Here is a 24,102-nt window from a genome sequence, read left to right on the forward strand (position 1 = left end):
GTCCCACCGCCACCGCCGAAGCGATCGCCGCCACCGAACCGGTCACCGCCGCCGAAACCGCCGTCGAAGCCGCCGCTGTCGCCGAAACCGTCGCGCTTGTCGCGCCCACGCCCGCCACGATCGCCGCGGCGTCCTTTATCGAAACTCATGCCCTGTTCGTCTTCCCGGTTCTCCGACATCGTTATAGCAACCGTTGCGTCGGACGAAAGACGCAGGGCTTCGTGCACCAAACCAAATGTGCCACCGACTCGTGTTAGCCTAAAATTTAAGGCGCTGCGAACAAATTCGTCGAAAATGCGGCGCGTCCTGTGTTGATCTTGCGCGACCGTGGCAATCCCGGCACAGGATGGTGCCATGTCGATCCTCCATTTGCTCGCCGATCCCGCCGCCTGGGCGGCGCTCGCCACATTGATCGTGATGGAGATTGTGCTCGGCATCGACAATCTCGTCTTCATTTCGCTGCTCTCGAACAAGCTGCCCGAAGGCCAGCGGGTGAAAGTGCGGCGCGTCGGCATCGGGCTGGCCTTGGGGCTGCGGCTGGTGCTGTTGTCGGCGATCGCCTGGATCGCCGGGCTGGTCGAGCCGGTGTTCGATCTCGGGATTGCCGGCGCGGTCGATGCGCACGGCGTTCCTTCCTTCGAAACCGCTTTTTCGGTGCGCGACCTGATCCTGATCGCGGGCGGGCTGTTTCTGCTGTGGAAGGCGACGACCGAAATCCATCACACGATCGACCCCGACGATTCGGGCGAGGTGCTCGACAAGAAGAGTTCGGTGGCAATGTCGTTCGGCGCGGCGATCGTGCAGATCCTGCTGCTCGACATGGTGTTCTCGATCGATTCGATCCTGACCGCGATCGGCATGACCGACGATTTGCCGGTGATGATCGTCGCCGTCATCGTCGCGGTCGGCGTGATGCTGATCGCGGCGACGCCGCTTGCCAATTTCATCGATCGCAACCCGACCGTGGTGATGCTGGCGCTCGGCTTTCTGTTGATGATCGGCGCGGTATTGATCGCAGACGGCTTCGGCGTGCATGTGCCCAAGGGGTATATCTACGCCGCGATGGCGTTTTCGGGGCTGGTCGAAACGCTCAACATCGCCGCGCGCAAGGCCCGCGCGCGCCAGCGGTAGCGGCGGACCCCCATTGAGCGCGCATCGATTCGCCGCTAGGGCCGGGCGATGACAGTGCATCTCCACGAAGAAGACATCCCCGCAAATCTGTTCGTCCCCGGCGTCGACATCGCGGTCGACACCGAGACGATGGGCCTGATCACGCCGCGCGACCGGCTGTGCCTGGTGCAGCTTTCGGATGGCGGGCCGGACGAGCATCTCGTGCGCTTTGCCCCCGACAGCGATTATGCCGCGCCCAATTTGCGCGCGCTGCTGGCCGATCCGGCGCGGGTGAAGCTGTTCCACTTCGCGCGCTTCGATCTGGCGGCGATCAGCCATTATCTCGAAGTGACCGCAGCCCCGGTCTATTGCACCAAGATCGCCTCGCGCCTCGTGCGCACCTATACCGATCGCCACGGGCTGAAGGAACTGGTGCGCGAATTGCTGGGGCAGGACATTTCCAAGGCGCAGCAATCGTCCGATTGGGGCGGCCCGGTGCTGAGCGAAGCGCAAAAGGATTATGCCGCGTCGGACGTGCGCTATCTGCACGCGATGCGCAACGAGCTTGACCTGCGCCTCGCCCGCGAAGGGCGCACCGACCTGGCACAGGCGTGCTTCCAGTTCCTGCCGTGGCGCGCCGAACTCGATCTGGCGGGTTGGCCGGAGGTCGATATTTTCGCGCATGCCTGATTCGGGGGCCATCCGCAGCCAGCGCCTGATCTGGGCGGCACCGGGCAGCAGCCACGATCGCACGATCGGCGTGCTGCGCGTGGTGTTGCCGATTCTGATCGGCGTGCTGGCGGCGTTCGTGGTGGTGCTGCCGCTGTATTCGGGCGGGGATGTCAGCTTCCTGCTCGACAAGAACAAGGTCGAAGTCGCCAAGGAGCGGTTGCGTGTCCAGTCGGCGACCTATCGCGGCAATGACGATAAGGGGCAGCCGTTCGCGCTGGTGGCAGGGTCGGCGATCCAGAAAAGCTCGGCCGAGCCGGTGGTGTGGTTGCAGAAGCTGTCGGCGCAAATCGGGTTGGCCGACGGTCCGGCTGATGTCGTCGGCGATCGCGGGCACTATAATATGGATCGCCAGCAGGTCACGATCGATGGGCCGTTGCAGGTGAAAAGCAGCGGCGGCTATCGGCTCGAGACTCAGAATTCGACCCTCGATCTCAAGTCCAAGACGCTGAAAAGCGGGGGCGCGGTCACGGGAACGGTGCCGCAGGGCACGTTCAGCGGCGACCAGATGAACGCGGATCTCGAAAACCATGTTGTTCGGCTGGACGGCAATGCCCGCTTGCGGATCGTCCCGCGAAAGACGAGATAGCGCACATGCGTCGCACCCTTGCCCTTATCGCCCTGTCGTCCGCCCTCGCGGGCGCAGCCTATGCGCAGACTGCGCATAATTCGACCGCGCCGATCAATTTCTCGGCCGACCATATCGAGCTGCAGGACAAGGCCAATCGCGCGGTGCTGACGGGCAATGTCGTGGTTAAGCAAGCCGAAATGACGCTGAATTCGGCGCGGATGACAGTCGCTTACACCGGCCAGATTGTGGATGGCAGCCCGCAAGTGTCGCGCCTCGACGCCTCGGGCAGCGTCACCGTCACGCGCCCCGACCAGACCGCGCGCAGCAATTTCGCGGTGTATGATCTCAACAAGCGCGTGGTGACGATGCTGGGCGCGGTAACGCTGATCCAGGGCGGCAACACCGTGAATGGCGGTCGGCTGACGATCAACCTCGATACCGGGCGCGCGGTGATCGACGGCAATTCGGTGGGCGGCGGTGCGACCGGAACCAAGAGCAGTGGCGGTCGCGTCAGCGGCACCTTCTCGGTGCCCAAGCGCGACAACTGAGGCGACCGCGCGCACGCTTCGGCTGGCGGCATCTTCCCAGCCGAACGGGTTTCGCCTAGGTTGCGCACGCGACCATGCACGAATCCTGCCAAATACGGCGCGGTAACCTTTCGTTCACTCTAAAGTGCGAGCACGGGACCTGTAATGACCGAGACCCTCACCCTCGAAAACGCCCCGCCGATCGCCGAAGTGCCGGTGCTGGACGGCTTGTCGGTCGTGTCGATCGCCAAATCCTATGACAAGCGCAGCGTTTTGACCGATGTGTCGCTGTCGGTCGGCAAGGGCGAGGTGATCGGTCTGCTCGGCCCGAACGGTGCCGGCAAGACGACGTGCTTCTATTCGGTGATGGGGCTGGTGAAGCCCGATTCGGGCCGTATCATGCTCGACGGACAGGATATTACCGGCCTGCCCATGTATCGCCGCGCGATCCTGGGGCTGGGCTATCTGCCGCAGGAAACTTCGATCTTCCGCGGCATGACGGTCGAGCAAAACATCCTGAGCGTGCTCGAACTCGCGGTGCCCGACAAGGAGCAGCGCATGGCGCGGCTGACCACCTTGCTCGACGAATTCGGGCTGACGCGGCTGCGCGATTCCCCGTCGATGGCGCTATCGGGCGGGGAACGCCGCCGCGCCGAGATCGCGCGCGCGCTTGCTGCCGATCCGTCGATCATGCTGCTCGACGAGCCGTTTGCGGGCATCGATCCGCTGTCGATCGCCGACATTCGCGATTTGATCTGCGAACTCAAGAAACGCGGTATCGGCGTACTCATCACCGATCATAACGTGCGCGAGACGCTCGAAATCGTCGACCGCGCCTATATCATCTATGATGGCCGCGTGCTGTTCACCGGCTCGCCCGAGGAACTGGTGGCGGACGCGAATGTGCGGCGGCTGTATCTGGGTGAGGGCTTCTCGCTTTAGGGTATGCGGACTGCTCTTAATCCGTTCGTGCTGAGCTTGTCGAAGCACTGCTCGCCGCAGATGGGACCTTGCTCGCTGCGCGGGCCCTTCGACAGGCTCAGGGCGAACGGTATTTGGGTGGCCAGCCGATGAGCCTCGCGCCGCGCCTCGACCTGCGCCAGTCGCAATCGCTGGTGATGACGCCGCAATTGCAGCAGGCGATTCGCTTGCTGGCGCTGTCGAACCTCGAGGTTGAGGGCTTCCTCGCCGAGGAGATCGAGCGCAACCCGCTGCTCGAAGCAAGCGCACCCGATGATGACGGCCCTACGCAGGAACGCGAAGCCGATGCGCCGATCCGCGACGAACCCGCCACCGCCGACCAATTGCTGATCAGCGGGGGCGATGCCGGGGAGGCCTCGCTCGACGTCGATTTCACCGCCGAGAGCTTCCACCACGACAGCGCATCGGATTCGATCGGTGATCAGCCGGGCGCGGCGGGCATGGACGGCGCGCTTGGCCTCAACGGGGCCAGCAGCGGCGGCGGGATGGGGGAGGATGGCCCGGATTTCGACAGCTTTGCCGATACCGGCCTGACGCTGCAGGACCATCTGCTCGCCCAAGCGGGGACGGCGGTGGATGGGCCGGACCTGTTCATCGCGGCGCATTTGATCGACCAGATTGACGAATGCGGCTATTTGACCGCCGCGCTGCTCGATGTCGCAACCCGGCTGGGCGTGCCGCTGGTGCGGGTCGAGGCGGTGCTCGGCATCATCCAGACCTTCGATCCGACCGGGGTCGGCGCGCGCGATCTGGCCGAATGCCTGGCGCTGCAAGCCAAGGAGGCTGATCGCTACGATCCGTGCATGGCGCGGCTGATCGACAATCTCGATCTGGTTGCGCGCGGCGATCTCGCGCGGCTCAGGCGGTTGTGCGATGTCGATGACGAGGATCTCGCCGACATGATCCGCGAATTGCGCGGCTATGATCCCAAGCCCGGCTGCCGTTATGGCGGGGAGCCGACCCAGGCGGTGGTGCCCGATCTGTTCGTGGCGAAGCGCAAGGATGGCTGGGGCATCGAGATCAACGCCGCAACGTTGCCGCGCGTTCTGGTCAACCGCAGCTATTACAGCGAATTGTCGACCGCGCGCGGCGACAAAGCGAGCAAGGCGTGGCTGGGCGACATGCTCGCCAGCGCCAATTGGCTGGTGAAAGCGCTCGACCAGCGCCAGCGCACGATCATCAAGGTGGCGACCGAGATCGTGAAGCAGCAGGAGGCGTTCTTCCTGCACGGCGTCGCGCATTTGAAGCCGATGACGCTGCGCCAGGTGGCGGATGCGATCGAGATGCACGAATCGACGGTCAGCCGCGTCACCAGCAACAAATATCTGTCGTGCGCGCGCGGGCTGTATGAGCTGAAATACTTCTTCACCTCGGCGATCCAGTCGTCCGACGGTGGCGATGCGGTGTCGGCGCAGGCGGTGAAATCGGCGATCAAGGCGCTGATCGCGGGCGAGGGCGACAAGATCCTGTCGGACGATACGCTGGTCGAACTGCTCAACGCCAAGGGCTTTGACATTGCGCGGCGCACCGTCGCCAAATATCGCGAGGCGCTGGGCATCGGGTCGTCGGTGCAACGGCGACGCGCGCGGGCGCTGGGCGCGGGGTGATTGGCCTCGGATCGGGGTGCCCGGCAGCATCTTGATCTGCCGACGCTGAGCGGATACTCACGCGCCAGCATCAAGAGTCGGGACGACGCCCGACACCAACCTGCTTCCCAGCAAGGTGGTGCCTCCGTGCAAGCGGGGGGATGTGGCCGGACCGGCAACAAACGGGACTAAGCCACCTGTCGTACTGTTTCCTGGTGCCGAACCGGAAAAAGGACAGCGTGACGATGCCAAAAGCCCAGCAATTTGCCAGCGACAACTATGCCGGCATCTGCCCCGAAGCGTGGCGAGCGATGGAGCTTGCGAATGCGGGGTCGGCCAATGCCTATGGCGATGACGACTGGACGCAACAGGCATCCGATGCCTTTCGCAAACTGTTCGACACGCAATGCGAGGTGTTCTTTGCTTTCAACGGCACGGCGGCGAATTCCTTGGCGCTGGCGTCGCTCTGCCAATCCTATCATAGCGTGATCTGCTCGGCGCAGGCGCATGTCGAGACCGACGAGTGCGGCGCGCCGGAGTTCTTTTCCAACGGTTCCAAACTGTTGGTGGCACCGACGACAAGCGGCAAGCTTGACCCGCACGCGATTCGCAAGCTCGCCACCAGCCGCGCCGATATTCATTTTCCAAAGCCCCGCGTGGTGACCATTACGCAACCCACGGAAACCGGGCAGGTCTACACGATCGAGGAGATCGAGGCGCTGTCGGCGGTGTGCCGCGAACTCGGGTTGAGACTCCATATGGATGGTGCCCGATTTGCGCACGCGTGCGCTACGCTTGATTGTGCCCCGGCCGACATCACCTGGCGTGCCGGCGTGGACGTTTTGTGTTTCGGCGGCACCAAGAACGGCATGGCGGTTGGCGAAGCGGTGTTGTTCTTCGATCCCGCGCTGGCGCAGGATTTCGATTATCGCTGCAAGCAGGCAGGGCAACTTGCCTCCAAAATGCGCTTCCTGTCGGCCCCATGGGTGGGGTTGCTGGAGAGCGGCGCGTGGTTGACCAACGCGCAACATGGCAACGCCTGCGCGAAGGCCCTGGCAGCTGCGGTCGGAGACATGCCCGGCGTTGCGTTGATGTTCCCGGTCGAGGCGAATGCGGTGTTTCTGACCGCACCCGACATCGTGCTCGATCGCCTGCGGGAGCGCGGCTGGCGTTTCTACACCTTCATCGGCGGTGGGGCGCGCTTCATGTTTGCGTGGGACGCCGACCTGGCACGTGTGAACGCGCTGGCCCAGGATCTGCGCGAGATCAGTGGTCTCGTGTCGACCGAGGCCGCAGTGATGTTGGAGGATGCCTGACGCGTGTTGCGGACAAGATCCTGTTCGATCGAGCATTCTTTCAAGAACGCGTAGGATCTTGCCCGTCCTGCCCCTGCTTTTCTGTGCGATGGACCATTTCTGCGCGCTTGGCGTTATGATGGGAAGGATGATCCTTCGCTGCCGAGTACTTCGTGACGACTCCAGAAAAGCTACCTGTGCCTGACACTGTCGAACGCCCGACCGATCGGGCACCGCGGTTGACCGCCGATGCCGAGCGCATCGCGGCGGAGTTGATCGGGCAGGATCTGGGGACCGACCCGTTCGTGGCGGCGGTGCGCGCGACGCGGATGCCGATGATCATCACCAATCCGCGCTTGCCCGACAACCCGGTGGTGTTTGCCAACAACGCCTTTTGCCGGTTGAGCGGATATCCGCGCGACGAAATTCTCGGCCGGAACTGCCGTTTCCTGCAGGGGCCGGAGAGCGACCCCGCAACCGTGCAGCGCATTCGCGAGGCGGTCGAGCGGGTCGAGCCGCTCGAGATCGACATTCTCAACCACCGCAAGGACGGCGAGACCTTCTGGAACCGGCTGCTGATGGCCCCGGTGTTCGATACCGAGGGCGTGCTGGCCTATTTCTTCGCCAGCCAGGTCGATGTGACGATCGAGCGCGAGCGCCTGAAGGGGCTGGAAGACGATAACGCCTCGTTGATGGCGGAATTGACCGATCGGTTGCGGTTGCAGGAAGAACATGAGCGCGAACTCGCCTTCACCCTCAGGGCGGCACGGTTTGGCACATGGAGCCTGGATATTGCCAGCAAGCGCCTGACCGCGTCGGAAACGTGCAAGGAGATTTTCGGCCTGCGCGCCGATCAGCCGTTCACCTACCAGGATCGGCTGCAGGCGATCCATCCCGACGACCGCGGCAGGAGCGTGGCGGAGGTCGAGCGCTGCATCGCAGAGGGAAATGACTACGATATCGTCTACCGCATTTACCGCCCCGATGGCGAATTGCGCTGGCTGGCGTCGCGCGGACAGCCGTTCTTCGATGCGCAGGGCCGCGCGCTGCGCATCGCCGGGGTTTCGACCGACATCACCGACCAGCGCCGCGCCGAGCGGATGCGGTCCGCGCTGGTCGATTTGTCCGACGTTTTTCGCGATACCGAGGACCCCGACGATATCTCCTTTGCGGCGGCGGAGATCATTGCGCGGACGCTCGGGGTCAGCCGCGCCGGTTATGGCGAGGTCGACACGCGGGCCGAAACGATCACGATCGCGCGCGACTGGAATGCGCCGGGGGTGAACACGCTCGCCGGGGTGCTGCAGTTCCGCGACTATGGCAGCTATATCGACGATCTGAAACGCGGCGAAACCGTGATCGTCGAGGATGCCCGCACCGACCCGCGCACCGCCGAAACCGCCGCAGTGCTGGAGGAGATTTCGGCACGCGCCTTTGTCAACATGCCGCTCACCGAACATGGCGGGCTGGTCGCCTTGCTATACCTCAACCACGTCACACGGCGGACGTGGCACGAGGACGAGATCGCCTTCATGCGCGAAGTGGCGGAGCGAACGCGCATCGCGACCGAGCGTCGCGCGCCGAACAGGAACTGGCGTTGCTTGCCGCCTCGCTCGAACAGCAAGTCGCCGAGCGGACCAGCGCGCTCCAAACTGCCGAGGATGCGTTGCGCCAATCGCAGAAAATGGAGGCGGTCGGGCAACTGACCGGTGGCGTTGCGCATGATTTCAACAATCTGTTGACCGTCATCCAATCGGCGACGGACTTGCTGAAGCGACCGGGACTGAGCGACGAACGGCGGGAACGGTATATCGATGCGATTTCCGACACTGCCGATCGCGCCGCCAAGTTGACGGGGCAATTGCTGGCCTTTGCGAGGCGGCAGGCGTTGAAGCCGGAAGTGATCGATGTCGGGCAAAGCCTGCACGTTATTTCCGACATGTTGCGCACGCTGACGGGCTCGCGCATCGTCATCGCGATCGACGTGCCCGACAAGCCGTGTTTCACCAATGTCGATCCCAGCCAGCTCGATACGGCCTTGGTCAACATGGCGGTCAATGCGCGCGACGCGATGAACGGTGCCGGGAATATCGCCATAGCGGTACGCGCGGTTCCCGCCATTCCGGCGGTTCGCGCGCACCCGGCGGTTGCGGGCCGCTATGTCGCGATATCGATCCGCGACACTGGAATCGGCATCGATCCCGATCAGATCGAGCGCATTTTTGAGCCTTTCTTCACCACCAAGGGGGTTGGGCAAGGCACTGGGCTCGGGCTTAGCCAGGTGTTCGGCTTCGCCAAGCAGTCCGGCGGCGATATCACGGTCGAGAGCAGCCCTGGCCAGGGTGCCACCTTCACCCTCTACTTGCCTCAGGTCGATCCGCCGACGGTACAGGCGACCGAGCCGCCGGTCGAAGGCGTTGCCGATGGGCACGGTGCCTGCGTGCTCGTGGTGGAGGACAATATCGAAGTCGGGACGTTCACCACCCAGTCGCTTGCCGAGCTTGGCTATGTCACGGTGTGGGCAGCCAATGCGCAGGATGCGCTGGCCGAACTCGCGCACGATGCCGCGCGCTTCGACGTGGTTTTTTCGGATGTGGTGATGCCCGGGATGAACGGCGTGGCCTTGGCCAAGACGATCCGGCGCGACTATCCCGATCTGCCGTGGTGCTGACATCGGGGTATAGCAGCGTGCTGGTCGAAAGCGTGCCCGATGGCTTCGAGCTGCTGCACAAGCCGTATTCCGTCGAGCAACTTTCGCGCGTGTTGCGCAAGACGGTGCGGTGAGCCGGGCTGCAAGCGGCGCTGGCGCAATCGCAGGGGCTAGTCGTCTTCATCCTCAAAGCCCAGCAACGCCAGCGCGCGCGCCTTGATCTGGTGCGTCTGGCACCAATGCACCAGCGCATCCTCGCGGCCATGCGTCACCCACACTTCGCGCGGGGCGATTTCGGTGAGCGTCGCAGTCAGCTCGTCCCAATCGGCATGATCGGACAGGATCAGCGGCAGTTCGACGCCGCGCTGCACCGCGCGCTGGCGCACGCGCATCCAGCCGCTGGCCATCGCGGTGATCGGATCGGGCAGGCGGCGCGACCAGCGATCGGCGAGCGCGCCGGGCGGGGCGAGTACGATATGGCCCATCATTTCGGCCTTGCTCGCGGTGGTGGCGGGGCGCAGTTCGCCCAGCGCCACGCCGTGTTCCTCATACAGTGCGCAGAGCCGTTCGAGCGCGCCGTGGATGTAGATCGGCGCATCATGCCCGCGCGCGCGCAATTCGGCGATGACGCGCTGCGCCTTGCCCAGCGCATAGGCCCCGACCAGCACGCAGCGCGCCGGGTTGGCGTGGAGCGCGCTGGTCAATTTGTCGATCTCGTCGCCGGTGTCGGGATGGCGGAAGACCGGCAGGCCGAAGGTCGCCTCGGTGATGAACACGTCGCATTGGACCGGTTCGAACGGCGCGCAAGTGGGGTCGGCGCGGCGTTTGTAATCGCCCGAAACGACGATGCGCTCGCCACGATATTCGAGCAGGATCTGCGCCGATCCCAGCACATGCCCGGCGGGGACGAAGGTGGCGGTGACTTCGCCGAAACGGTGGCTGTCGCCATATGCGATCGGGTGGCCCGCCTGGGGGCCGTAGCGCGTTTCCATGATCGCGAGCGTTTCCGGCGTCGCCCATACCGCGCCGTGGCCGCCGCGCGCGTGATCGGCATGGCCGTGCGTCACCAGCGCCACCGGCGACGGGCGCGCCGGATCGACCCACAGGTCGGCGGGTTTCACATAGAGGCCGTGCGGGTGCGGTTCGACCCAGTCGCCGAGCTTTGCCATCGTGCCTATATGGGCGGGATGGCCGATGGTTCCCAGTTTGGAGATTGTGTTCCGATCTCCCTCTCCCTTATCTCCCTCTCCCATCGGGAGAGGAGTTTCGGGTCGGTCGTGCCCCCGGCACGACCTGAACAGCGCGGGGCGCTGTTCACCCGAAACTGGGCCCGCGCCGCAGGCGTGGGAAGGGTGAGGGTGACAGGTTTTGCCGTTGCGCGACCTGTCACCCTCACCCTTCCGCCGCTTTGCGGCTCCCTCCCTCTCCCAAGGGGAGAGGGACTGTGGGGCGCGGTTTGACCGCTCCGCTCCCCCCCGCGATCACCGAATGGTTCGCCGCCAAGGGCTGGGCGCCGCGCGCGCATCAGCTGGCGATGCTCGATGTCGCGCGCACGGGCGATCATGGCTTGCTCGTCGCCACCACTGGTGCGGGGAAGACGCTCGCGGGGTTCTTGCCGACACTGGCCGATCTGGTCGAGGCCCCGAGCGAGGGACTGCACACGCTCTATGTCTCGCCGCTAAAGGCGCTGGCGGTGGATGTGCAGCGCAATCTGCTCACCCCGATCGCCGAAATGGGGCTCGACATCCGCGTCGAGACGCGCACTGGCGACACGCCCTCCGACCGCAAGGCGCGACAGCGCATTCGCCCGCCGCAGATCCTGCTGACCACGCCCGAATCGCTCAGCCTGTTGCTCAGCTATCCCGATAGCAGCCTGATGTTCGAAGGGCTGAAGACGATCGTGGTCGATGAGGTCCACGCCTTCGCCACCGGCAAGCGTGGCGATTTGTTGAGCCTGTGCATGGCGCGGCTGCAACGCCTCGCCCCCGGTCTGCGCCGTGTGGCGCTGTCGGCGACGGTGGCCGATCCCGATGCCTATCGCGCCTGGCTCGCGCCCGATGGCGATATCGATGCGGTGCGGTTGGTGCGCGGAGCGGCGGGCGCGCCGCCCAATGTCACGATCCTGCTGCCGCAGGGGCGCGTGCCATGGTCGGGCCATTCGGGGCGCTATGCCGCCGAACAGGTGATCGCCGAGATCGAGACGCACAAGACGACGATCGTGTTCTGCAACACCCGCGCGCTGGCCGAATTGATCTTCCAGGATCTTTGGAAGGTCAACGCGATGAACTTGCCGCTTGGCGTGCATCACGGCTCGCTCAGCCTGGAGGCGCGGCGCAAGGTCGAAGGCGCGATGGCCGATGGGCGGTTGCGCGGGCTGGTGGCGACCTCCTCGCTCGATCTTGGGGTCGATTGGGGCGATGTCGATTGCGTGATCCAGATGGGCGCGCCCAAGGGATCGTCGCGGTTGCTGCAGCGCATCGGGCGCTCCAACCACCGGCTCGATGAACCCTCCGAGGCGATCGTCGTGCCCGGCAATCGCTTCGAATATCTCGAGGCGCGTGCGGCGCTCGACGCAATCGAGGCGGGCGAACTGGATGCCGATGTGTTCCGCATGGGCGCGCTCGACGTGCTGGCGCAGCATGTGATGGCGTGTGCCTGTGCCGCGCCCTTCCGCGAAGAGGCACTGCTCGACGAAGTGCGGTCGGCCCTGCCTTACTCCGCGCTGACGGCGGACACCTTCGCGCAAGTGCTCGGCTTCGTGCGCGATGGCGGCTACGCGCTGAAGGCCTATGACAAGTTCAAGCGGCTGACGCAGGAGCCGGACGGAAGCTGGCGCGTCAGCCATCCGCGTTTCATCGCGCAGCACCGGCTGAACGCCGGGATCATCGTCGAGGCGACGATGCTGAGCGTGCGCTTCGGCAATGGCCGCACATTGGGGCGCGTCGAGGAGGGGTTCGCCGCGACGCTGTCGCCGCGCGATACCTTCTTCTTTGCCGGGCTGAGCCTGGAGGTCGAGCGGATCGATACCGAGGCGGTGGTGGTGCGCGCGACCTCGCGCCCCGCGCGCATCCCAAGCTATGGCGGCGCGCGGATGCCGCTGTCGACCAATCTCGCCGAGCGCGTGCGCGGCTTTCTGGCGAGCCCCACGGGGTGGCACCGCTTCCCCGACGATGTGCGCGAATGGCTGGAGGTGCAGCAGCAGCGATCGGTGCTGCCGCGACCGGGGCAATTGCTGGTCGAGACCTTCCCGCGCGAGGGGCGGCATTATCTGGTCGCGTACAGCTTCGAGGGTTGGAACGCGCATCAGTCGCTAGGCATGCTCATCACGCGGCGGATGGAGACGCAGGGGCTGAAGCCGATCGCTTCGTCGCCAATGATTATGCGCTGGCGTGTTTCGGGCTTGAGTCCGTAACCGACCCGGCAGCGTTGTTCTCGCGCGATATCCTGGAGGATGAATTCGTCGATTGGGTGCAGCAATCCTCGCTCCTGAAACGCGCGTTTCGCGAGGTCGCGGTGATTGGCGGGCTGGTCGAGCGGCAGATTCCGGGCAAGCGCAAGACCGGCAAGCAAGTCAGTTTCTCGACCGACCTGATCTATGACGTGCTGCGCAAATATGAGCCCGGCCATTTGTTGCTGCAGGCGGCGTGGGCCGATGCGCGCGCGCGGATGACCGATGTCGGGCGCTTGGCCGATCTGCTCGACCGCGCGGCGGACACGATGCTGCATGTGCCATTGGAGCGGATTTCGCCGCTGGCGGTGCCGGTGCTGACGCTGATCGGGCGCGAGCATATCGCGCAGGGGCTGGCCGACGATGCGTTGCTGCTGGAGGCCGAAGTGCTGGCGGCGGAAGCGATGCGGCTCGATTGACCGGGCTTGTTACAGACCCGGCGCGGGCGTAGCTTCGCGGATATGGCCCCGGCGCTCGTCTTGATCGTGCCGTTGGCAACGGCGCTCGCCGCCGCGCCGCTCCAGACCCGCGGGCCACCCCCGCCGTCCGCTGCGACGCAGCAGGAAGAGTCCGAAACGCCCGCCGATGCGCTTGGCTTTACCGATGACGGGCTGCGCATGTCGGTGCCGGTGATGATCGGCCAGAACGGCCCCTATCGCTTCATTGTCGACACCGGTGCCGAACGCACCGTCATCGCACGCGACCTCGCGACTGCACTCGGGCTGGCACCGGGTAAACGGGTTCGTATCAGCGCGATGGCTGGCTCGACCGGGGCGGGTACCTTCGTCTTGCCCGAGATCAGCATCGGTGCGGAGACGTTGGTCGAGGGCGCTCGGCTGCGCGGATCGGGGATCGAGGCACCCGCATTGCTCGCGGGTAATCTGGGCGGGCAGGGGTTGGTCGGCATTGATACGCTGCAAGGCCGCGCAGTGACGATCGATTTCGCCGCGCGTACGATGACGGTGGTGCCGGCGACCAAGCGCACCAAGCGCGAAGTGTTCGGCCCGGGCGACATCGTGGTGCGTGCGCGCAATCGCGCGGGCCAGCTCGTCGTCACCGATGCCAGCTATGAAGGGCATAAGGTGCGCGTGGTGATCGATACCGGCGCAGTCGTCAGCATGGGCAATCTCGCCTTGCGGCGATTGGTCGGGGATGATCTGGCGCAGGCGCAACCGATGACCTTGCTCAGCGTAACCGGCGGCAAGCTCGAGACGCAATTCGGATTGGTGCCGCGTTTCGCGATCGGCGACACCGGCTTTGCCAATTTGCCGGTGGCGTTTTCGGATGCCGCACCCTTTGCCCGGCTTGGGCTGACCGCACGCCCGGCGCTGTTTCTCGGCATGGATGCGCTGCGCCTGTTCGGGCAGGTGCGGATCGATTTCGCCAATCACGAATTGCGCTTCGCCAAACCAAAGCGTGCCGCGACGCGCTAACGGTTGCGTTACGCCCAAGCCGCGTTAGCCTCCTCCCGACATAACCTTGGGGGCTTTACCATGCGCGCGATCAGCACATTTTTGGGGGCGACGATTTTGGGAGTGGCGGGGCTTGCCAGCGCGGCCTTGGCGCAGGACCGCCCCGACCAGAAGGCCTATCTCGGCCTCTACAAGCAACTGGTCGAAACCAACACGACGCTGTCGAGCGGAAGCTGCACGACGGCGGCGGCGCAGATTGGCGCGCGGTTGAAGGCGGCGGGCTATGCCGACCAGGACATTACCTATTTTGCGGTGCCCGATCATCCCAAGGATGGCGGGCTGGTCGCGGTGCTGAAGGGGAGCGATGCCACGGCCAAGCCGATCCTGTTGCTGGCGCATCTCGACGTGGTCGAGGCCAAGCGCGCGGACTGGGTGCGCGATCCGTTCACGCTGATCGACGAGGGCGGCTATTATTACGGGCGCGGCACCGTCGACGACAAGGCGATGGCGGCGGTGTGGGCCGACAGCATGGTCCGCTTCAAGGCCGAAGGCTATCGGCCAAAGCGCACGATCAAGCTCGCTTTGACATGTGGCGAGGAAACCACCTTTGCCTTTAACGGCGCGGAATGGCTGTCCAAGAACAAGCGCGACCTGATCGATGCCGAGTTCGCGCTAAACGAAGGTGGGGGCGGGCGCTACGGCCCCGATGGCAAGCCGCAATTGCTCGCGCTGCAGGTCGGCGAGAAGGCCGCGCAAAACTATACGTTCGAGACGACCAACCCTGGCGGGCACAGCTCGCAACCGGTGCCGGACAATGCCATCTATCAGCTCGCGGACGCGTTGAAGGCGGTGCAGGGCTATGAGTTTCCGGTAAAGTTTACCGAGACGACGCGGGCGTTCTTCGGCATGGCCGCGCTTGGCTCGCCCGCGCCGCTGCGCACGGCGATCACGGCCTTGCTGGCCAATCCGCAAGATACGGCGGCCGACAAGATCGTCAGCAGTGACAAGATGATGCATTCGACGCTGCGCACGACCTGCGTCGCGACCATCGTGAATGCGGGCCATGCCGAAAATGCGTTGCCGCAGCGCGCCACCGCCAATGTGAATTGCCGCATCTTCCCCGGCGAGACAGTGGAGGGCACACTGGCCAAATTGCAGGAACTCGCTGGCCCTGCGGTAAAGGTGACCGCCAACGCGCCGATCCGCCCGACCGCCGTCCCGCCCGCGCTCGATCCCAAGGTCGTCGGTCCGGTCAAGGCGGTCGCGGCGAAGCATTTTCCGGGCCTGCCGCTTCTGCCGCTGATGTCGACGGGCGCAACCGACGGTGTATTTCTCGAGGCGGTCGGCATCCCGGTGTACGGCGTGCCGGGCTTCTTCCTGGATAAGGATGGCAACGGGATGCACGGGTTGAACGAGCGGATGCGCAAGGATTCGCTGTATCAGGGCCGCGACTATCTGTTTGATTTGGTGAAGGCCTTCGCGGGATGATCGCAAGCGGTGGTGGCGGGCCGGTCCCGCCGCCACCGCCGACGGCCATTCGCCGCCGGACCATTTTTCGAATAATTGCTATTGATAATCGATCTCAAAAAGGACATTGCGCGGCCCTCGATAAAAGAGGGATTCGCAGTGAAACAGCATTTCGTATCGGCGCTCCTGCTTGGCACCGTCGTGATCGGCAGCCCGGCTTTGGCGCAAAGCCAGAGCGATCTGGAGGACGGCACGATCGTCGTAAACGGTCAGCGTCCGCGCAACGAAGCGTCCGCAGGCACCAAGAGCGCCGTGCCGATCGCCGAGACGCCACAGTCGATCAGCGTGATCAGCGCGGCGGACATTGCCGACCTCGGGCTGCAGAACCTCAACCAGGCGCTGCGCTTTGTGGCGGGTGCGACGACCGAGCAGCGCGGGTCGAGCGCCGAAGTGTATGACCAGTTCAAGCTGCGCGGCTTCGACGCGCCGCAATTTCTCGATGGACTGAAGTTGATCGACGGTGCGGGCTACCTGTCGCCGCAGATCGACGTCTCACGGCTCGACCGGATCGAGGTGGTGAAAGGGCCGGCATCGGTGCTCTATGGCCAATCGGGTCCGGGCGGCCTGATCGCGATGTCGAGCAAGCTGCCGCTCGACCGTGACTTTTACGGCGCGGTGTCGGGCACTTATGGCACCTATGATTTGTACCGCGCCGATGCCGATGTCGGCGGGCGTGCCGGATCATCGATCCTGTGGCGCGTGAACGGCACCGTCAATGGCGCGCATACGCAGCAGGATTTCGGCAAGCGCGAGCGCGAGGCAATCTCGGGCGCGGTGACGATCGGCGCGGGCCACGCGACCAGCCTGACGCTGCTCGGTGCCTATTCGCATGATCCGTATAACGGCACGTACGGCGTGTTCCCGGCATCGGGCACGTTCCTGGCCAACCCCAATGGCCAGATCCCGACCACGCGCGATTTCGGCGAGCCGGGGAATGTCTTCAAGCGCGAGCAGGTGGCGGGCACCTATATCCTCAACCATGATTTCGGATCGGGGTGGAGCGTCCGCGCGTCGGGGCGCTATCAGCATGCCACCTCCAATCTCGGGATCGTTTACGCCAGTGGATCGCTGACCAACAGCGCGACCAGCACGACGCTATATGACCGCGCATCCTATGCGACGCGCGAACGGAGCGATTCCTGGGTGTTCGACAACCAGCTTCGCGGCAGTTTCTCGACCGGGCCGCTGACGCATGCGGTGCTGCTGGGGGTCGACCATCAGGCCGGTCACGCGCGCGAAGTCTATGCCTTTGGCACCGCCACGCCGCTTGACGGCTATCATCCCATTTACGGCACGATGGCGGTGCCGCTGACGCCCGAGACGGTGCCTGGCGGCACGGTCGGGGTGCTCGCGCCGCGCAAGACGCAAACCGGCCTCTATGCGCAGGACGAGATTTCGACGGGCGGGCTGCGGGTGGTGCTGAGCGGTCGGCAGGATTGGGCGCGGACGACTTCGGGTGCCGCCGCGCCGGAAACGTCGCAGAAATTCACCTATCGCGCGGGCGTCCTGTACACGACCGCGTTCGGGCTTGCGCCTTATGCCAGCTACTCGACCTCGTTCGAGCCGCAGAGCGGAACGGTGCAGAATGCCGATGGCACGCTCCGCCAGGCCAAACCCTCGCTCGGCAAGCAGATCGAACTTGGCGCGAAATACACCGTGCCGGGCAGCAAGATCCTCGTCACGGCGGCGTGGTTCCAGATCGACCAGACCAATTTGCTGACCGCGATCCCCAATTCGTTGTTCGCGCTGCAAAGCGGGAAGGTGCGCTCCACCGGCTTCGAAGTCGAGGCCAATGCACCGCTGCCCTACGGCTTCAACGCCAAGCTGGCGTATAGTCGGCAGAAGGTGCGCACCATCGCCGATGCCGATCCGGCCAATATCGGTAACGGTATTCTCGGCGTCGGGCGCGGCGGGGTTTCCGCCAATCTCGAATGGGCACCGCGTCAGGGAGCCTGGCAAGGCTTCGCCATTGGCGGGGCGGTGCGGCATGTCGACAGCATTTATGCGGGGACCACCGCGCGGGTCAGCACGCCGGGGTTCACGCTGTTCGACGGGCAGATCCGCTACGACCTCGGTCGGCTTGCGCCACGTCTCGAGGGCCTGACCTTGGGCGTGAACGCCGCCAACATCTTCGACAAGAAATATGTAACGACGTGCTATCTCGATTATGCCTGGTGCTGGTATGGCAACCGCCGCACCGTGCAAGGCACGATCGCCTATCGTTGGTGAGGGCGGCAGTGTCGCAACGCCCCACTTTTTCCGAAACGAGATGCCGCCCGCGCCTGGCGACGGCGCGGCGATACCGCGCTGCGCGTCGTTGCGGCGATCCCGGGCGGCTATGCCGTCGCGAGTCTGTGGGCGATGGCGCTGGCGCGGGTGCTGCCATTTGGGGCGGCGCAGGCGACCTTCGCCGCCACGATCGTCGCCTTCGCGATTTGCGCGTTCACCGCAATGTGGGCGTTTGCCGCGCGCAGCGGCTGGAGGGCGCTGTGGACGATCGTGCTGGCGGGGATCGTTGCTGCCGGGATCACCGCTGTGTCGATCCACGCGTGGGGCCGGGTATGAAGACGGGGTTCCGCCAGAGCCAGGCGACGCTCCACACATGGTCCGGCTTGCTGGTCGGCTGGGTGTTGTTCGTCGTGTTCCTCACCGGCACCACGGCCTATTGGCGCGAGGCGCTGAACCGTTGGGCGCAACCCGAACTGCCCGCGATTACGGATCCGTTGACGGTCGTGCGGGGTGCGCAAGCCTTTCTCACGCGGCAAGCGCGGGGGGCCGACTCCTGGTTCATCACCGTGCCGACCACGCGCTCGGCGAGCGGGAGCGTCTATTGGGTGCCGGGGGCGGACACGCCGCCCAAGCATGACGGCGGCGAGGCCTCCGCGAGGATCGACGGTGCTGGTCACCCCGTGGTTGCGCGCGCGACGCGCGGCGGGGATTTCTTCTACCGCTTCCATTTCGACCTGTTTTACCTGCCGGTGCTGTGGTCGCGCTGGATCGTCGGCACTTGCGCGATGTTCATGCTGGTCGCGATTTTGACGGGTATCGTCACGCACAAGAAAATCTTCCGCGATTTCTTCACGCTGCGGCGGGGCAAGGGCCAGCGATCGTGGCTGGATGGGCACAATGCCGCAGCCGTGCTCGGCCTGCCATTCCACTTGATGATTACCTATACCGGGCTGGTCACGCTGGCGACGATGCTGATGCCATGGGCGGTGGTCGCCAATTATAGCGATACCGGCACCTTCGGCGAAATCCTGTACCCGCAGGCTCCGGTGGTGGCGCGTACCGGGCGGGCCACGCCGCTGGTCGATCTGGCGCGGGTGGTGCGCGATGGACAAGCCCGGCTGGGCGGGCCCGTCGATGCGATCCTGGTGACCTTTGCCGGGGATGCGGCGGCGCGAGTCACGCTGGCCAAAAGCAGCCAGGCATCACTGTCCAACTTCACCCCCAAGCTCGGCTATGATGGCGTGAGCGGTCGCCTGATCTGGGCGTCGCCGCCGCCTGGTGGCGCGCAGGTCACGGCGGGCGCGATGATTGGGCTGCATGCCGGACGTTTTGCCGATACCGCGATCCGCTGGGTATATTTCCTGTGCGGCCTTGGCGGCACGTTGATGGTGGCGAGCGGGCTGGTGCTGTGGACGGTCAAGCGGCGGGAAAAGCTGCCCGATCCAGCGCGGCCGCATTTCGGTTTCCGCTTGGTTGAGCGGTTGAATGTCGGGTTCATCGCGGGGTTTCCGGCGGCGATGGTGGGCTTTCTCTGGGCCAATCGCCTGTTGCCGCCGCTGCTGCCGCAGCGTGCAGACGCGGAAGTGAATGTCATGTTCGCTTTATGGGGCGTGCTGCTGCTCTACGCCTTTCTGCGCAAACCGACGCGCGCGTGGGTTGACCTGCTGGGGTTGACGGCGGGCTTGCTGCTGGCGCTGCCCGTCTTCGACATGCTGGCGACCGACAGGGGGTTGCCTCGGACGATCGCCAGCGGTGACTGGACGCTGGCTGGGGTCGATCTGACCTTGCTTGCCTTAGGGTGCGCTTTCGGCTGGATGGCGCGCGCCGTCGCGCGGCACCGCGCGCGCCCGCGACGCGTACGATCGCGCGCCGCCGCCACGGTGCTCGCAGGGTGAAGGCTGTGGCGTTCCTGCTCGGGCTCATCGCCTTCATGCTGTTTGCGCTCTCGACCAATCGCCATCACGAGCGCGGCTGGGGCCGACGGTGTTCGCCGCGTGCCGCGACCCGCTTGCGCATCGCCGCGTGGGTCTGCGTCGGGGTCGATTTCGTCATGGCGATCGTGGCGTGGGGCGCTGTGTTCGGGCCGATCGGCTGGGTGGCAAGCTGCATGGTCGGCGCGGCCGCGACCTTTCTGCTGCTCAACCTGCTGCCTGCCGCGCTGCCGCCCCGCACGCCGCCAAGGCCCTAGCCCCTATGCGGCAGGGCGTTCGCCCGCTTCGATCCGGCGTGCGATGGTTTCGAGCACGGGCCACAGATCGGCCACGCTGTCGATGACATAATCCGCGCCGGCCTCATGCAGGTCGGCGGCGGCGGCGGCGATGCGGCGGGCGCGCTCTTCGGGGGCGAGCGCGAGCAAAGCGTCATGGCTGAGGCCAACGCCATTGCCGGAAGCAGCAAGCCCGACCGTCCAGGCTCCGGCTGCCTTGCCCTCGCCAATGCCGACCGTGGCGTCATCGACCTTCACGCACGCTGCGGCGGGCCATACGCCGAGCTCGACCAGGCCCTTCCACAGCATCAGCGGGGAGGGGCGGCCCTCCAGCGTTTCGCCCGAGCAGACCACCACATCGGGCGCATAACCCTGTTCGGCGGCGAGCGGCAGGATGTCGGCCATCATCGGGCGGGTGTAACCGGTGCAGGACGCGATCTTCACGCCGTGCGCGCGCAGCGTCGCGGTGAGCTCGACCGCACCGGGGATCAGTGCCGCGCAGTCCTTGGCCGCGCCGCGCATCATCGGTTCGACCGCATCGTGCAAGGTGGTCACGTCGCTTTCGGCAGGGGATGTCGCGTGCGCCGCCTGCCACGCTTCGGCCACGCGCGGCTTGGCCAGGATCGCGCGGATATGGTCGCGTTTGGCGCGGCCCATATCGGCGCGGGCTTCCTCTTCGGAAATGGCCACACCGGCATCGGCGAAGACGCGCTGCAGCGCGATGACGGGCGCGCAGCAGCCATGATCGATCATCGTGCCCGCCCAATCGAGCACCACGGCCTTGATCGGAAAACTCATGCAACGGCTCCTTGGGGTTGCGCCGCGATCGCCGCGATCGTTTCCTCGGCAAGCGCAAAGGCGGTCGAGGCACCGGTGCCGCTGGTCACCGTCACCACCTGTACGCCGGGCAGCGGGCGCGTGACGCGACTGTGGCTGGCGGCGGAGGCATAGGTCCCGGTCCAGCGTTCGAGCACCGGCGGGACATGCCCGAACACCGCGCGGAATTCGTCGAGGATCAGTGCATCGACCGCGTCCTTGCTGAACGGATCGGGCGTGGTGGCATAATGATGGCTGTCGCCGACGACCAGGCTGCCATCGGCGCTTTGCACCACAATCAGATGGATGCCGTTGGCGAGGTGGTCGGCCTGTTCGGCCTCCAGCCGCTGCCGCAGCGCCGCCGCCTCGGGCAAGGCCGCATAGCCGAGATAGCGCACCATGCCGAGATCGGACATGATCGCCCCGGGCAGGCGGTAGCCCGGGTCGGCGAGGCGCAGCATCTGCAGCTTGCAGCGCGTGATTCCGGCGAGGGAGTCGGGGAAGAGCGTGGCGAGATCGTCGCCGGGGCAGACGATGATCGCGCGCGCGGGGATCGTGCCGACCGAAGTATCGAGCTGCCCGGTCTCGACGCCGTGCACCGCGACGCCGCGCCAGAATTCGACGCCGTGATGCGCGGCGAGCCATGCCGCCAGCTTTGGGATGGCGGTGCGCGATTCGACGCGGATGTCGATCGCGCTGGTCAGCACGCCTTCCAGCGCGGCCGGGTGGATCGGGCCGAGCAGCGCTTGCGCCGCCTCGGCGTCATGCCAGGCGCACCCTTCCGCCATATCGGTCTGCAGGAAGGCCGCGCACACCGCGCGTGCCTCGGGCCGCTGGGCCACCATCGTCAGGCCGTGATGCTCGACCGCGATCCCGGCAGGCCCGGCCACTTCCATCCACACATCGCGCGAGCGGCGCGCGCGCCGCCAGACGGTGCCCTGTTCCTGGCCGGTGACGGTGACGAAGCCAAAATTGCGGATCGAGGCGCCATTGGCCTGTGCATCGCGGTCGATCACCAGCACACGGCGTCCGTCGCGCGCAGCGGCGAGCGCATGGGCGAGGCCGACGATCCCCGCGCCGACGATGGCGACGTCGTAGGAGTCGAGCTCGCTCATGCTGGCACCGCTGCCAGAGTCTCAGCGGCACGCTGTTCCGGGGCGCGGCGGAAGAAATACAGCGCAGCGAACAACGTCAGCACCGTGCCGACCACGCTGGTGACATAGGCCCCGCCCATGAAGAAGCTCAGCCAGTCGAGCGAGCGTTGTCCGAAATTGCGCCACAGTAGCAAGGCCACGCTGCCGAGATAGCCGAACGAGTCGGCGACATAGATCAGAAAACCGGCATTCGCGATGCGACCGCTGGCCGCCACCATCCGGTCGAACAGCACTGCGTTGATCGGGCTATAGGCGATGTAGAGCCCCGAACCCGACAGCACCACCCACACAAAGGGCGAGATCAAATGCGCCTGAAACGCAACCGTCGAGACCCCAAGCAGCGCGAAGCCGCTCGCGATCATGATATGGATGACGAGCAACGCGCGGCGGTTGTCGCGCACCAGAATGACCAGCGCCATGCCGGCAAGCGCGATCAGTGCGACGGGAAGCTCGCTTGCCGAGAAGATTGCAGCCTTCCCGCCATAACCGAGCGCGGCCCAGATCTCGGCGGCGAAATTGTCGCGGAAATCGCGAAAGGCGGTGAGCAGGACATAGGCGATAACGATCGCGATCAGCCCGGGCGCATAGGCTTTGAGGAAGCTCCGGCGCTCGGCCCCGGTCATCGGTGCGCGTTTGACGCGTTCGGCCTCGTCGCGCGCGCTCGGCGGCGGCAGCATGCTCAGCACCCAGACCGACACCAGCAACAGCGGCATGAACAGCAGGCCGGTCGCGGCGGGCATCCAGAAGCGGTCGACATGCTCGCTTTGCATCAGCCAGGTGCCGACCGATTTGACCACGCCCGACGACAGGATGAAGCTCGCGCACAACATCGAGGCGAGCACCTCGGATACGCGCCGACCCTCCATGAAACCAAAGACCAGCCCCCAGATCATGCCAAGCGGCACACCGTTGAGGAACAAGGCCGCGACGTTCCACGGTGCCGGGATGATCGCGAAGGCGACCAGCGCCAGCCAGGACAGGCCGATCAGACCGAGGATGGCAACGGCGCGGTGGCGCGGCGCGATTTCCGACACGACCTTTATGCCGATGAACTTCGACAGCGCATAGCCTGCGACCTGTGCGACGATCAGCGCGATCTTGTAATCGAGCATCCAATGCCAGCCCGGCACCATTTCGAAGGTCGCCGCCGTGAAGGGCTTGCGAAAGGCGTACATCGCGAAATAGGCGCAGAAACCCGCGGTTCCGGCGACCGCCGTGAACACCGCAGGATGGGCCTGCCCCAAAGCGCGTCGAAAACGACTTTCCACCTCTGTACCCCGGCCCGATCCCACTGCGACTGGCCCTAAGCGCGCTGTATGACAGTCTCGCGTCGGCTGCTCGGCTCAGGCCGATCGACCAGCCAGCGCGTCGAGCACCGCCGCCGGGGTAATCGGCAAGTGGCGCACGCGCGCACCCACTGCGGCGAAGATCGCATTGCCGATCGCGGGCGCGACCACCGTCGTCGCGGGTTCGCCAAGGCAACGGGACGTGCTCGCTTTCGACAAAGGCAATGTCCAGTTCGGGCACATCGGCCATGCGCAGCGGCTGATAGGTGTCGAGATTGGTATCCTTGACCAGTCCGTTGACGAATTCGGTGCCCTCATGAAGCGCCATGCTCAGGCCCCACAAAGCGGCCCCCTGTGTTTGCGCCAGCGCGCCATCGGGATCGACGATCGTCCCAGCATCGGTGACCAAAGTCAGCTTCTCGACGCGCACCACACCGGTCTTGCGATCGACATGAACGCGCGCGACGCAGGCCACCCAGGTCGGCATGTCGCGCTCCTGCCCGAAGCTGGTGGCGATGCCGAGCGCAGTGTCGGGCGGCAATTTCTCGCCCCAGCCCGCGCGGGCGGCGGCGCGG

General features: G+C 65.5%; 21 protein-coding genes, 2 pseudogenes and 1 riboswitch. Of the genes and pseudogenes, 17 read left to right on the forward strand and 6 right to left on the reverse strand.

What is annotated here, in order from left to right; genetic code table 11:
- A partial coding sequence (locus tag NW75_RS25045) for a hypothetical protein (RefSeq protein ID WP_197057764.1) occupies positions 1-356 on the reverse strand: 356 nt, incomplete at its 3' end.
- Between NW75_RS25045 and NW75_RS08440 the strand changes: the two genes are divergently transcribed.
- The 10 genes from NW75_RS08440 to NW75_RS27300 all read left to right on the forward strand — a co-directional run bounded on the left by NW75_RS08440 (position 355) and on the right by NW75_RS27300 (position 9,583).
- Positions 355-1,131 (forward strand): TerC family protein, encoded by a 777-nt coding sequence (locus NW75_RS08440; protein ID WP_033964734.1) that lies wholly within the window; start codon positions 355-357, stop codon positions 1,129-1,131. The genes NW75_RS25045 and NW75_RS08440 overlap by 2 nt on opposite strands.
- A 48-nt stretch (positions 1,132-1,179) precedes the next feature.
- Complete coding sequence (locus NW75_RS08445) at positions 1,180-1,800, forward strand: ribonuclease D (RefSeq protein WP_033964709.1); 621 nt, start codon at positions 1,180-1,182, stop codon at positions 1,798-1,800.
- Entirely contained in the window at positions 1,793-2,428 is a 636-nt protein-coding gene (lptC, locus tag NW75_RS08450; RefSeq protein ID WP_033964711.1) for an LPS export ABC transporter periplasmic protein LptC, read from the forward strand. Before NW75_RS08445 ends, lptC begins: the two co-directional genes overlap by 8 nt.
- A 5-nt stretch (positions 2,429-2,433) precedes the next feature.
- Positions 2,434-2,958, forward strand: coding sequence for an LptA/OstA family protein (locus NW75_RS08455; RefSeq protein ID WP_010405000.1), 525 nt, complete (start codon positions 2,434-2,436; stop codon positions 2,956-2,958).
- Between the two features lie 144 nt (positions 2,959-3,102).
- Positions 3,103-3,879: an LPS export ABC transporter ATP-binding protein gene (gene lptB, locus NW75_RS08460; protein ID WP_033964713.1), complete on the forward strand. Its 777-nt coding sequence runs from the start codon at positions 3,103-3,105 to the stop codon at positions 3,877-3,879.
- Positions 3,880-4,007: 128 nt separating this feature from the next.
- Complete coding sequence (rpoN, locus tag NW75_RS08465) at positions 4,008-5,525, forward strand: RNA polymerase factor sigma-54 (protein ID WP_033964714.1); 1,518 nt, start codon at positions 4,008-4,010, stop codon at positions 5,523-5,525.
- 62 nt (positions 5,526-5,587) lie between these two features.
- Positions 5,588-5,697: riboswitch (SAM-I-IV-variant riboswitch) on the forward strand.
- 52 nt (positions 5,698-5,749) lie between these two features.
- Positions 5,750-6,820, forward strand: a complete 1,071-nt coding sequence (locus NW75_RS08470) for a threonine aldolase family protein (protein ID WP_033964736.1) — start codon at positions 5,750-5,752, stop codon at positions 6,818-6,820.
- A 176-nt stretch (positions 6,821-6,996) separates the two neighbouring features.
- On the forward strand, positions 6,997-8,505 hold the full coding sequence (locus NW75_RS26160) for a PAS domain-containing protein (protein ID WP_231565058.1): 1,509 nt from the start codon (positions 6,997-6,999) through the stop codon (positions 8,503-8,505).
- Positions 8,397-9,470 (forward strand): ATP-binding protein, encoded by a 1,074-nt coding sequence (locus NW75_RS26165; protein ID WP_231565059.1) that lies wholly within the window; start codon positions 8,397-8,399, stop codon positions 9,468-9,470. Before NW75_RS26160 ends, NW75_RS26165 begins: the two co-directional genes overlap by 109 nt.
- Positions 9,461-9,583: a hypothetical protein gene (locus NW75_RS27300; RefSeq protein WP_269430301.1), complete on the forward strand. Its 123-nt coding sequence runs from the start codon at positions 9,461-9,463 to the stop codon at positions 9,581-9,583. The genes NW75_RS26165 and NW75_RS27300 overlap by 10 nt, the downstream gene beginning before the upstream one ends.
- Positions 9,584-9,619: 36 nt before the next feature.
- On the opposite strand, the gene NW75_RS08485 is transcribed toward NW75_RS27300, so the two are convergent.
- A complete protein-coding gene (locus NW75_RS08485; protein WP_033964716.1) occupies positions 9,620-10,618 on the reverse strand; it encodes a ligase-associated DNA damage response exonuclease in 999 nt (332 codons plus the stop codon).
- A gap of 365 nt (positions 10,619-10,983) precedes the next feature.
- On the opposite strand from NW75_RS08485, the pseudogene NW75_RS08490 reads away from it, so the two are divergent.
- The 7 genes and pseudogenes from NW75_RS08490 to NW75_RS08520 all read left to right on the forward strand — a co-directional run bounded on the left by NW75_RS08490 (position 10,984) and on the right by NW75_RS08520 (position 20,253).
- Positions 10,984-13,316, forward strand: a pseudogene (locus tag NW75_RS08490) (ligase-associated DNA damage response DEXH box helicase).
- Between the two features lie 42 nt (positions 13,317-13,358).
- Positions 13,359-14,330, forward strand: a complete 972-nt coding sequence (locus NW75_RS08495) for a retropepsin-like aspartic protease (RefSeq protein WP_033964717.1) — start codon at positions 13,359-13,361, stop codon at positions 14,328-14,330.
- A 60-nt stretch (positions 14,331-14,390) separates the two neighbouring features.
- Complete coding sequence (locus NW75_RS08500) at positions 14,391-15,797, forward strand: M20/M25/M40 family metallo-hydrolase (RefSeq protein WP_033964719.1); 1,407 nt, start codon at positions 14,391-14,393, stop codon at positions 15,795-15,797.
- Positions 15,798-15,935: 138 nt separating this feature from the next.
- Positions 15,936-18,065: a TonB-dependent siderophore receptor gene (locus NW75_RS08505; RefSeq protein WP_033964738.1), complete on the forward strand. Its 2,130-nt coding sequence runs from the start codon at positions 15,936-15,938 to the stop codon at positions 18,063-18,065.
- 132 nt (positions 18,066-18,197) lie between these two features.
- Positions 18,198-18,401 (forward strand): hypothetical protein, encoded by a 204-nt coding sequence (locus tag NW75_RS08510; RefSeq protein ID WP_231565060.1) that lies wholly within the window; start codon positions 18,198-18,200, stop codon positions 18,399-18,401.
- Positions 18,398-19,960: a PepSY-associated TM helix domain-containing protein gene (locus NW75_RS08515; RefSeq protein ID WP_033964724.1), complete on the forward strand. Its 1,563-nt coding sequence runs from the start codon at positions 18,398-18,400 to the stop codon at positions 19,958-19,960. The genes NW75_RS08510 and NW75_RS08515 overlap by 4 nt, the downstream gene beginning before the upstream one ends.
- A gap of 5 nt (positions 19,961-19,965) precedes the next feature.
- Positions 19,966-20,253 (forward strand): DUF3325 domain-containing protein, encoded by a 288-nt coding sequence (locus tag NW75_RS08520; RefSeq protein ID WP_137902744.1) that lies wholly within the window; start codon positions 19,966-19,968, stop codon positions 20,251-20,253.
- A gap of 3 nt (positions 20,254-20,256) precedes the next feature.
- Here NW75_RS08520 and phnX read toward each other — a convergent pair whose 3' ends face one another.
- The 4 genes and pseudogenes from phnX to NW75_RS26170 all read right to left on the reverse strand — a co-directional run.
- Entirely contained in the window at positions 20,257-21,069 is an 813-nt protein-coding gene (gene phnX / locus NW75_RS08525; protein ID WP_033964728.1) for a phosphonoacetaldehyde hydrolase, read from the reverse strand.
- Positions 21,066-22,202 carry a TIGR03364 family FAD-dependent oxidoreductase gene (locus NW75_RS08530; RefSeq protein WP_033964729.1) on the reverse strand — a complete coding sequence of 379 codons (1,137 nt, stop codon included), beginning with the start codon at positions 22,200-22,202 and terminating at the stop codon, positions 21,066-21,068. The genes phnX and NW75_RS08530 overlap by 4 nt, the downstream gene beginning before the upstream one ends.
- Positions 22,199-23,509: a DUF5690 family protein gene (locus NW75_RS08535; protein ID WP_033964731.1), complete on the reverse strand. Its 1,311-nt coding sequence runs from the start codon at positions 23,507-23,509 to the stop codon at positions 22,199-22,201. The genes NW75_RS08530 and NW75_RS08535 overlap by 4 nt, the downstream gene beginning before the upstream one ends.
- Before the next feature lie 313 nt (positions 23,510-23,822).
- Positions 23,823-24,014, reverse strand: a pseudogene (locus NW75_RS26170) (molybdopterin cofactor-binding domain-containing protein); the annotation flags it as partial.
- Between the last annotated feature and the right edge of the window lie 88 nt (positions 24,015-24,102).

Source organism: Sphingomonas sp. Ant H11, assembly GCF_000797515.1.
Lineage (GTDB): Bacteria > Pseudomonadota > Alphaproteobacteria > Sphingomonadales > Sphingomonadaceae > Sphingomonas.

Bases quoted from the DNA above. Each gene is read 5' to 3' on its own strand.
- NW75_RS08440 (WP_033964734.1), top strand. From the start codon at position 355: ATGTCGATCCTCCATTTGCTCGCCGATCCCGCCGCCTGGGCGGCGCTC.
- NW75_RS08445 (WP_033964709.1), top strand. From the start codon at position 1,180: ATGACAGTGCATCTCCACGAAGAAGACATCCCCGCAAATCTGTTCGTC.
- lptC (WP_033964711.1), top strand. From the start codon at position 1,793: ATGCCTGATTCGGGGGCCATCCGCAGCCAGCGCCTGATCTGGGCGGCA.
- NW75_RS08455 (WP_010405000.1), top strand. From the start codon at position 2,434: ATGCGTCGCACCCTTGCCCTTATCGCCCTGTCGTCCGCCCTCGCGGGC.
- lptB (WP_033964713.1), top strand. From the start codon at position 3,103: ATGACCGAGACCCTCACCCTCGAAAACGCCCCGCCGATCGCCGAAGTG.
- rpoN (WP_033964714.1), top strand. From the start codon at position 4,008: ATGAGCCTCGCGCCGCGCCTCGACCTGCGCCAGTCGCAATCGCTGGTG.
- NW75_RS08470 (WP_033964736.1), top strand. From the start codon at position 5,750: ATGCCAAAAGCCCAGCAATTTGCCAGCGACAACTATGCCGGCATCTGC.
- NW75_RS08485 (WP_033964716.1), bottom strand. From the start codon at position 10,618: ATGGCAAAGCTCGGCGACTGGGTCGAACCGCACCCGCACGGCCTCTAT.
- NW75_RS08495 (WP_033964717.1), top strand. From the start codon at position 13,359: ATGGCCCCGGCGCTCGTCTTGATCGTGCCGTTGGCAACGGCGCTCGCC.
- NW75_RS08500 (WP_033964719.1), top strand. From the start codon at position 14,391: ATGCGCGCGATCAGCACATTTTTGGGGGCGACGATTTTGGGAGTGGCG.
- NW75_RS08510 (WP_231565060.1), top strand. From the start codon at position 18,198: ATGGCGCTGGCGCGGGTGCTGCCATTTGGGGCGGCGCAGGCGACCTTC.
- NW75_RS08515 (WP_033964724.1), top strand. From the start codon at position 18,398: ATGAAGACGGGGTTCCGCCAGAGCCAGGCGACGCTCCACACATGGTCC.
- phnX (WP_033964728.1), bottom strand. From the start codon at position 21,069: ATGAGTTTTCCGATCAAGGCCGTGGTGCTCGATTGGGCGGGCACGATG.
- NW75_RS08530 (WP_033964729.1), bottom strand. From the start codon at position 22,202: ATGAGCGAGCTCGACTCCTACGACGTCGCCATCGTCGGCGCGGGGATC.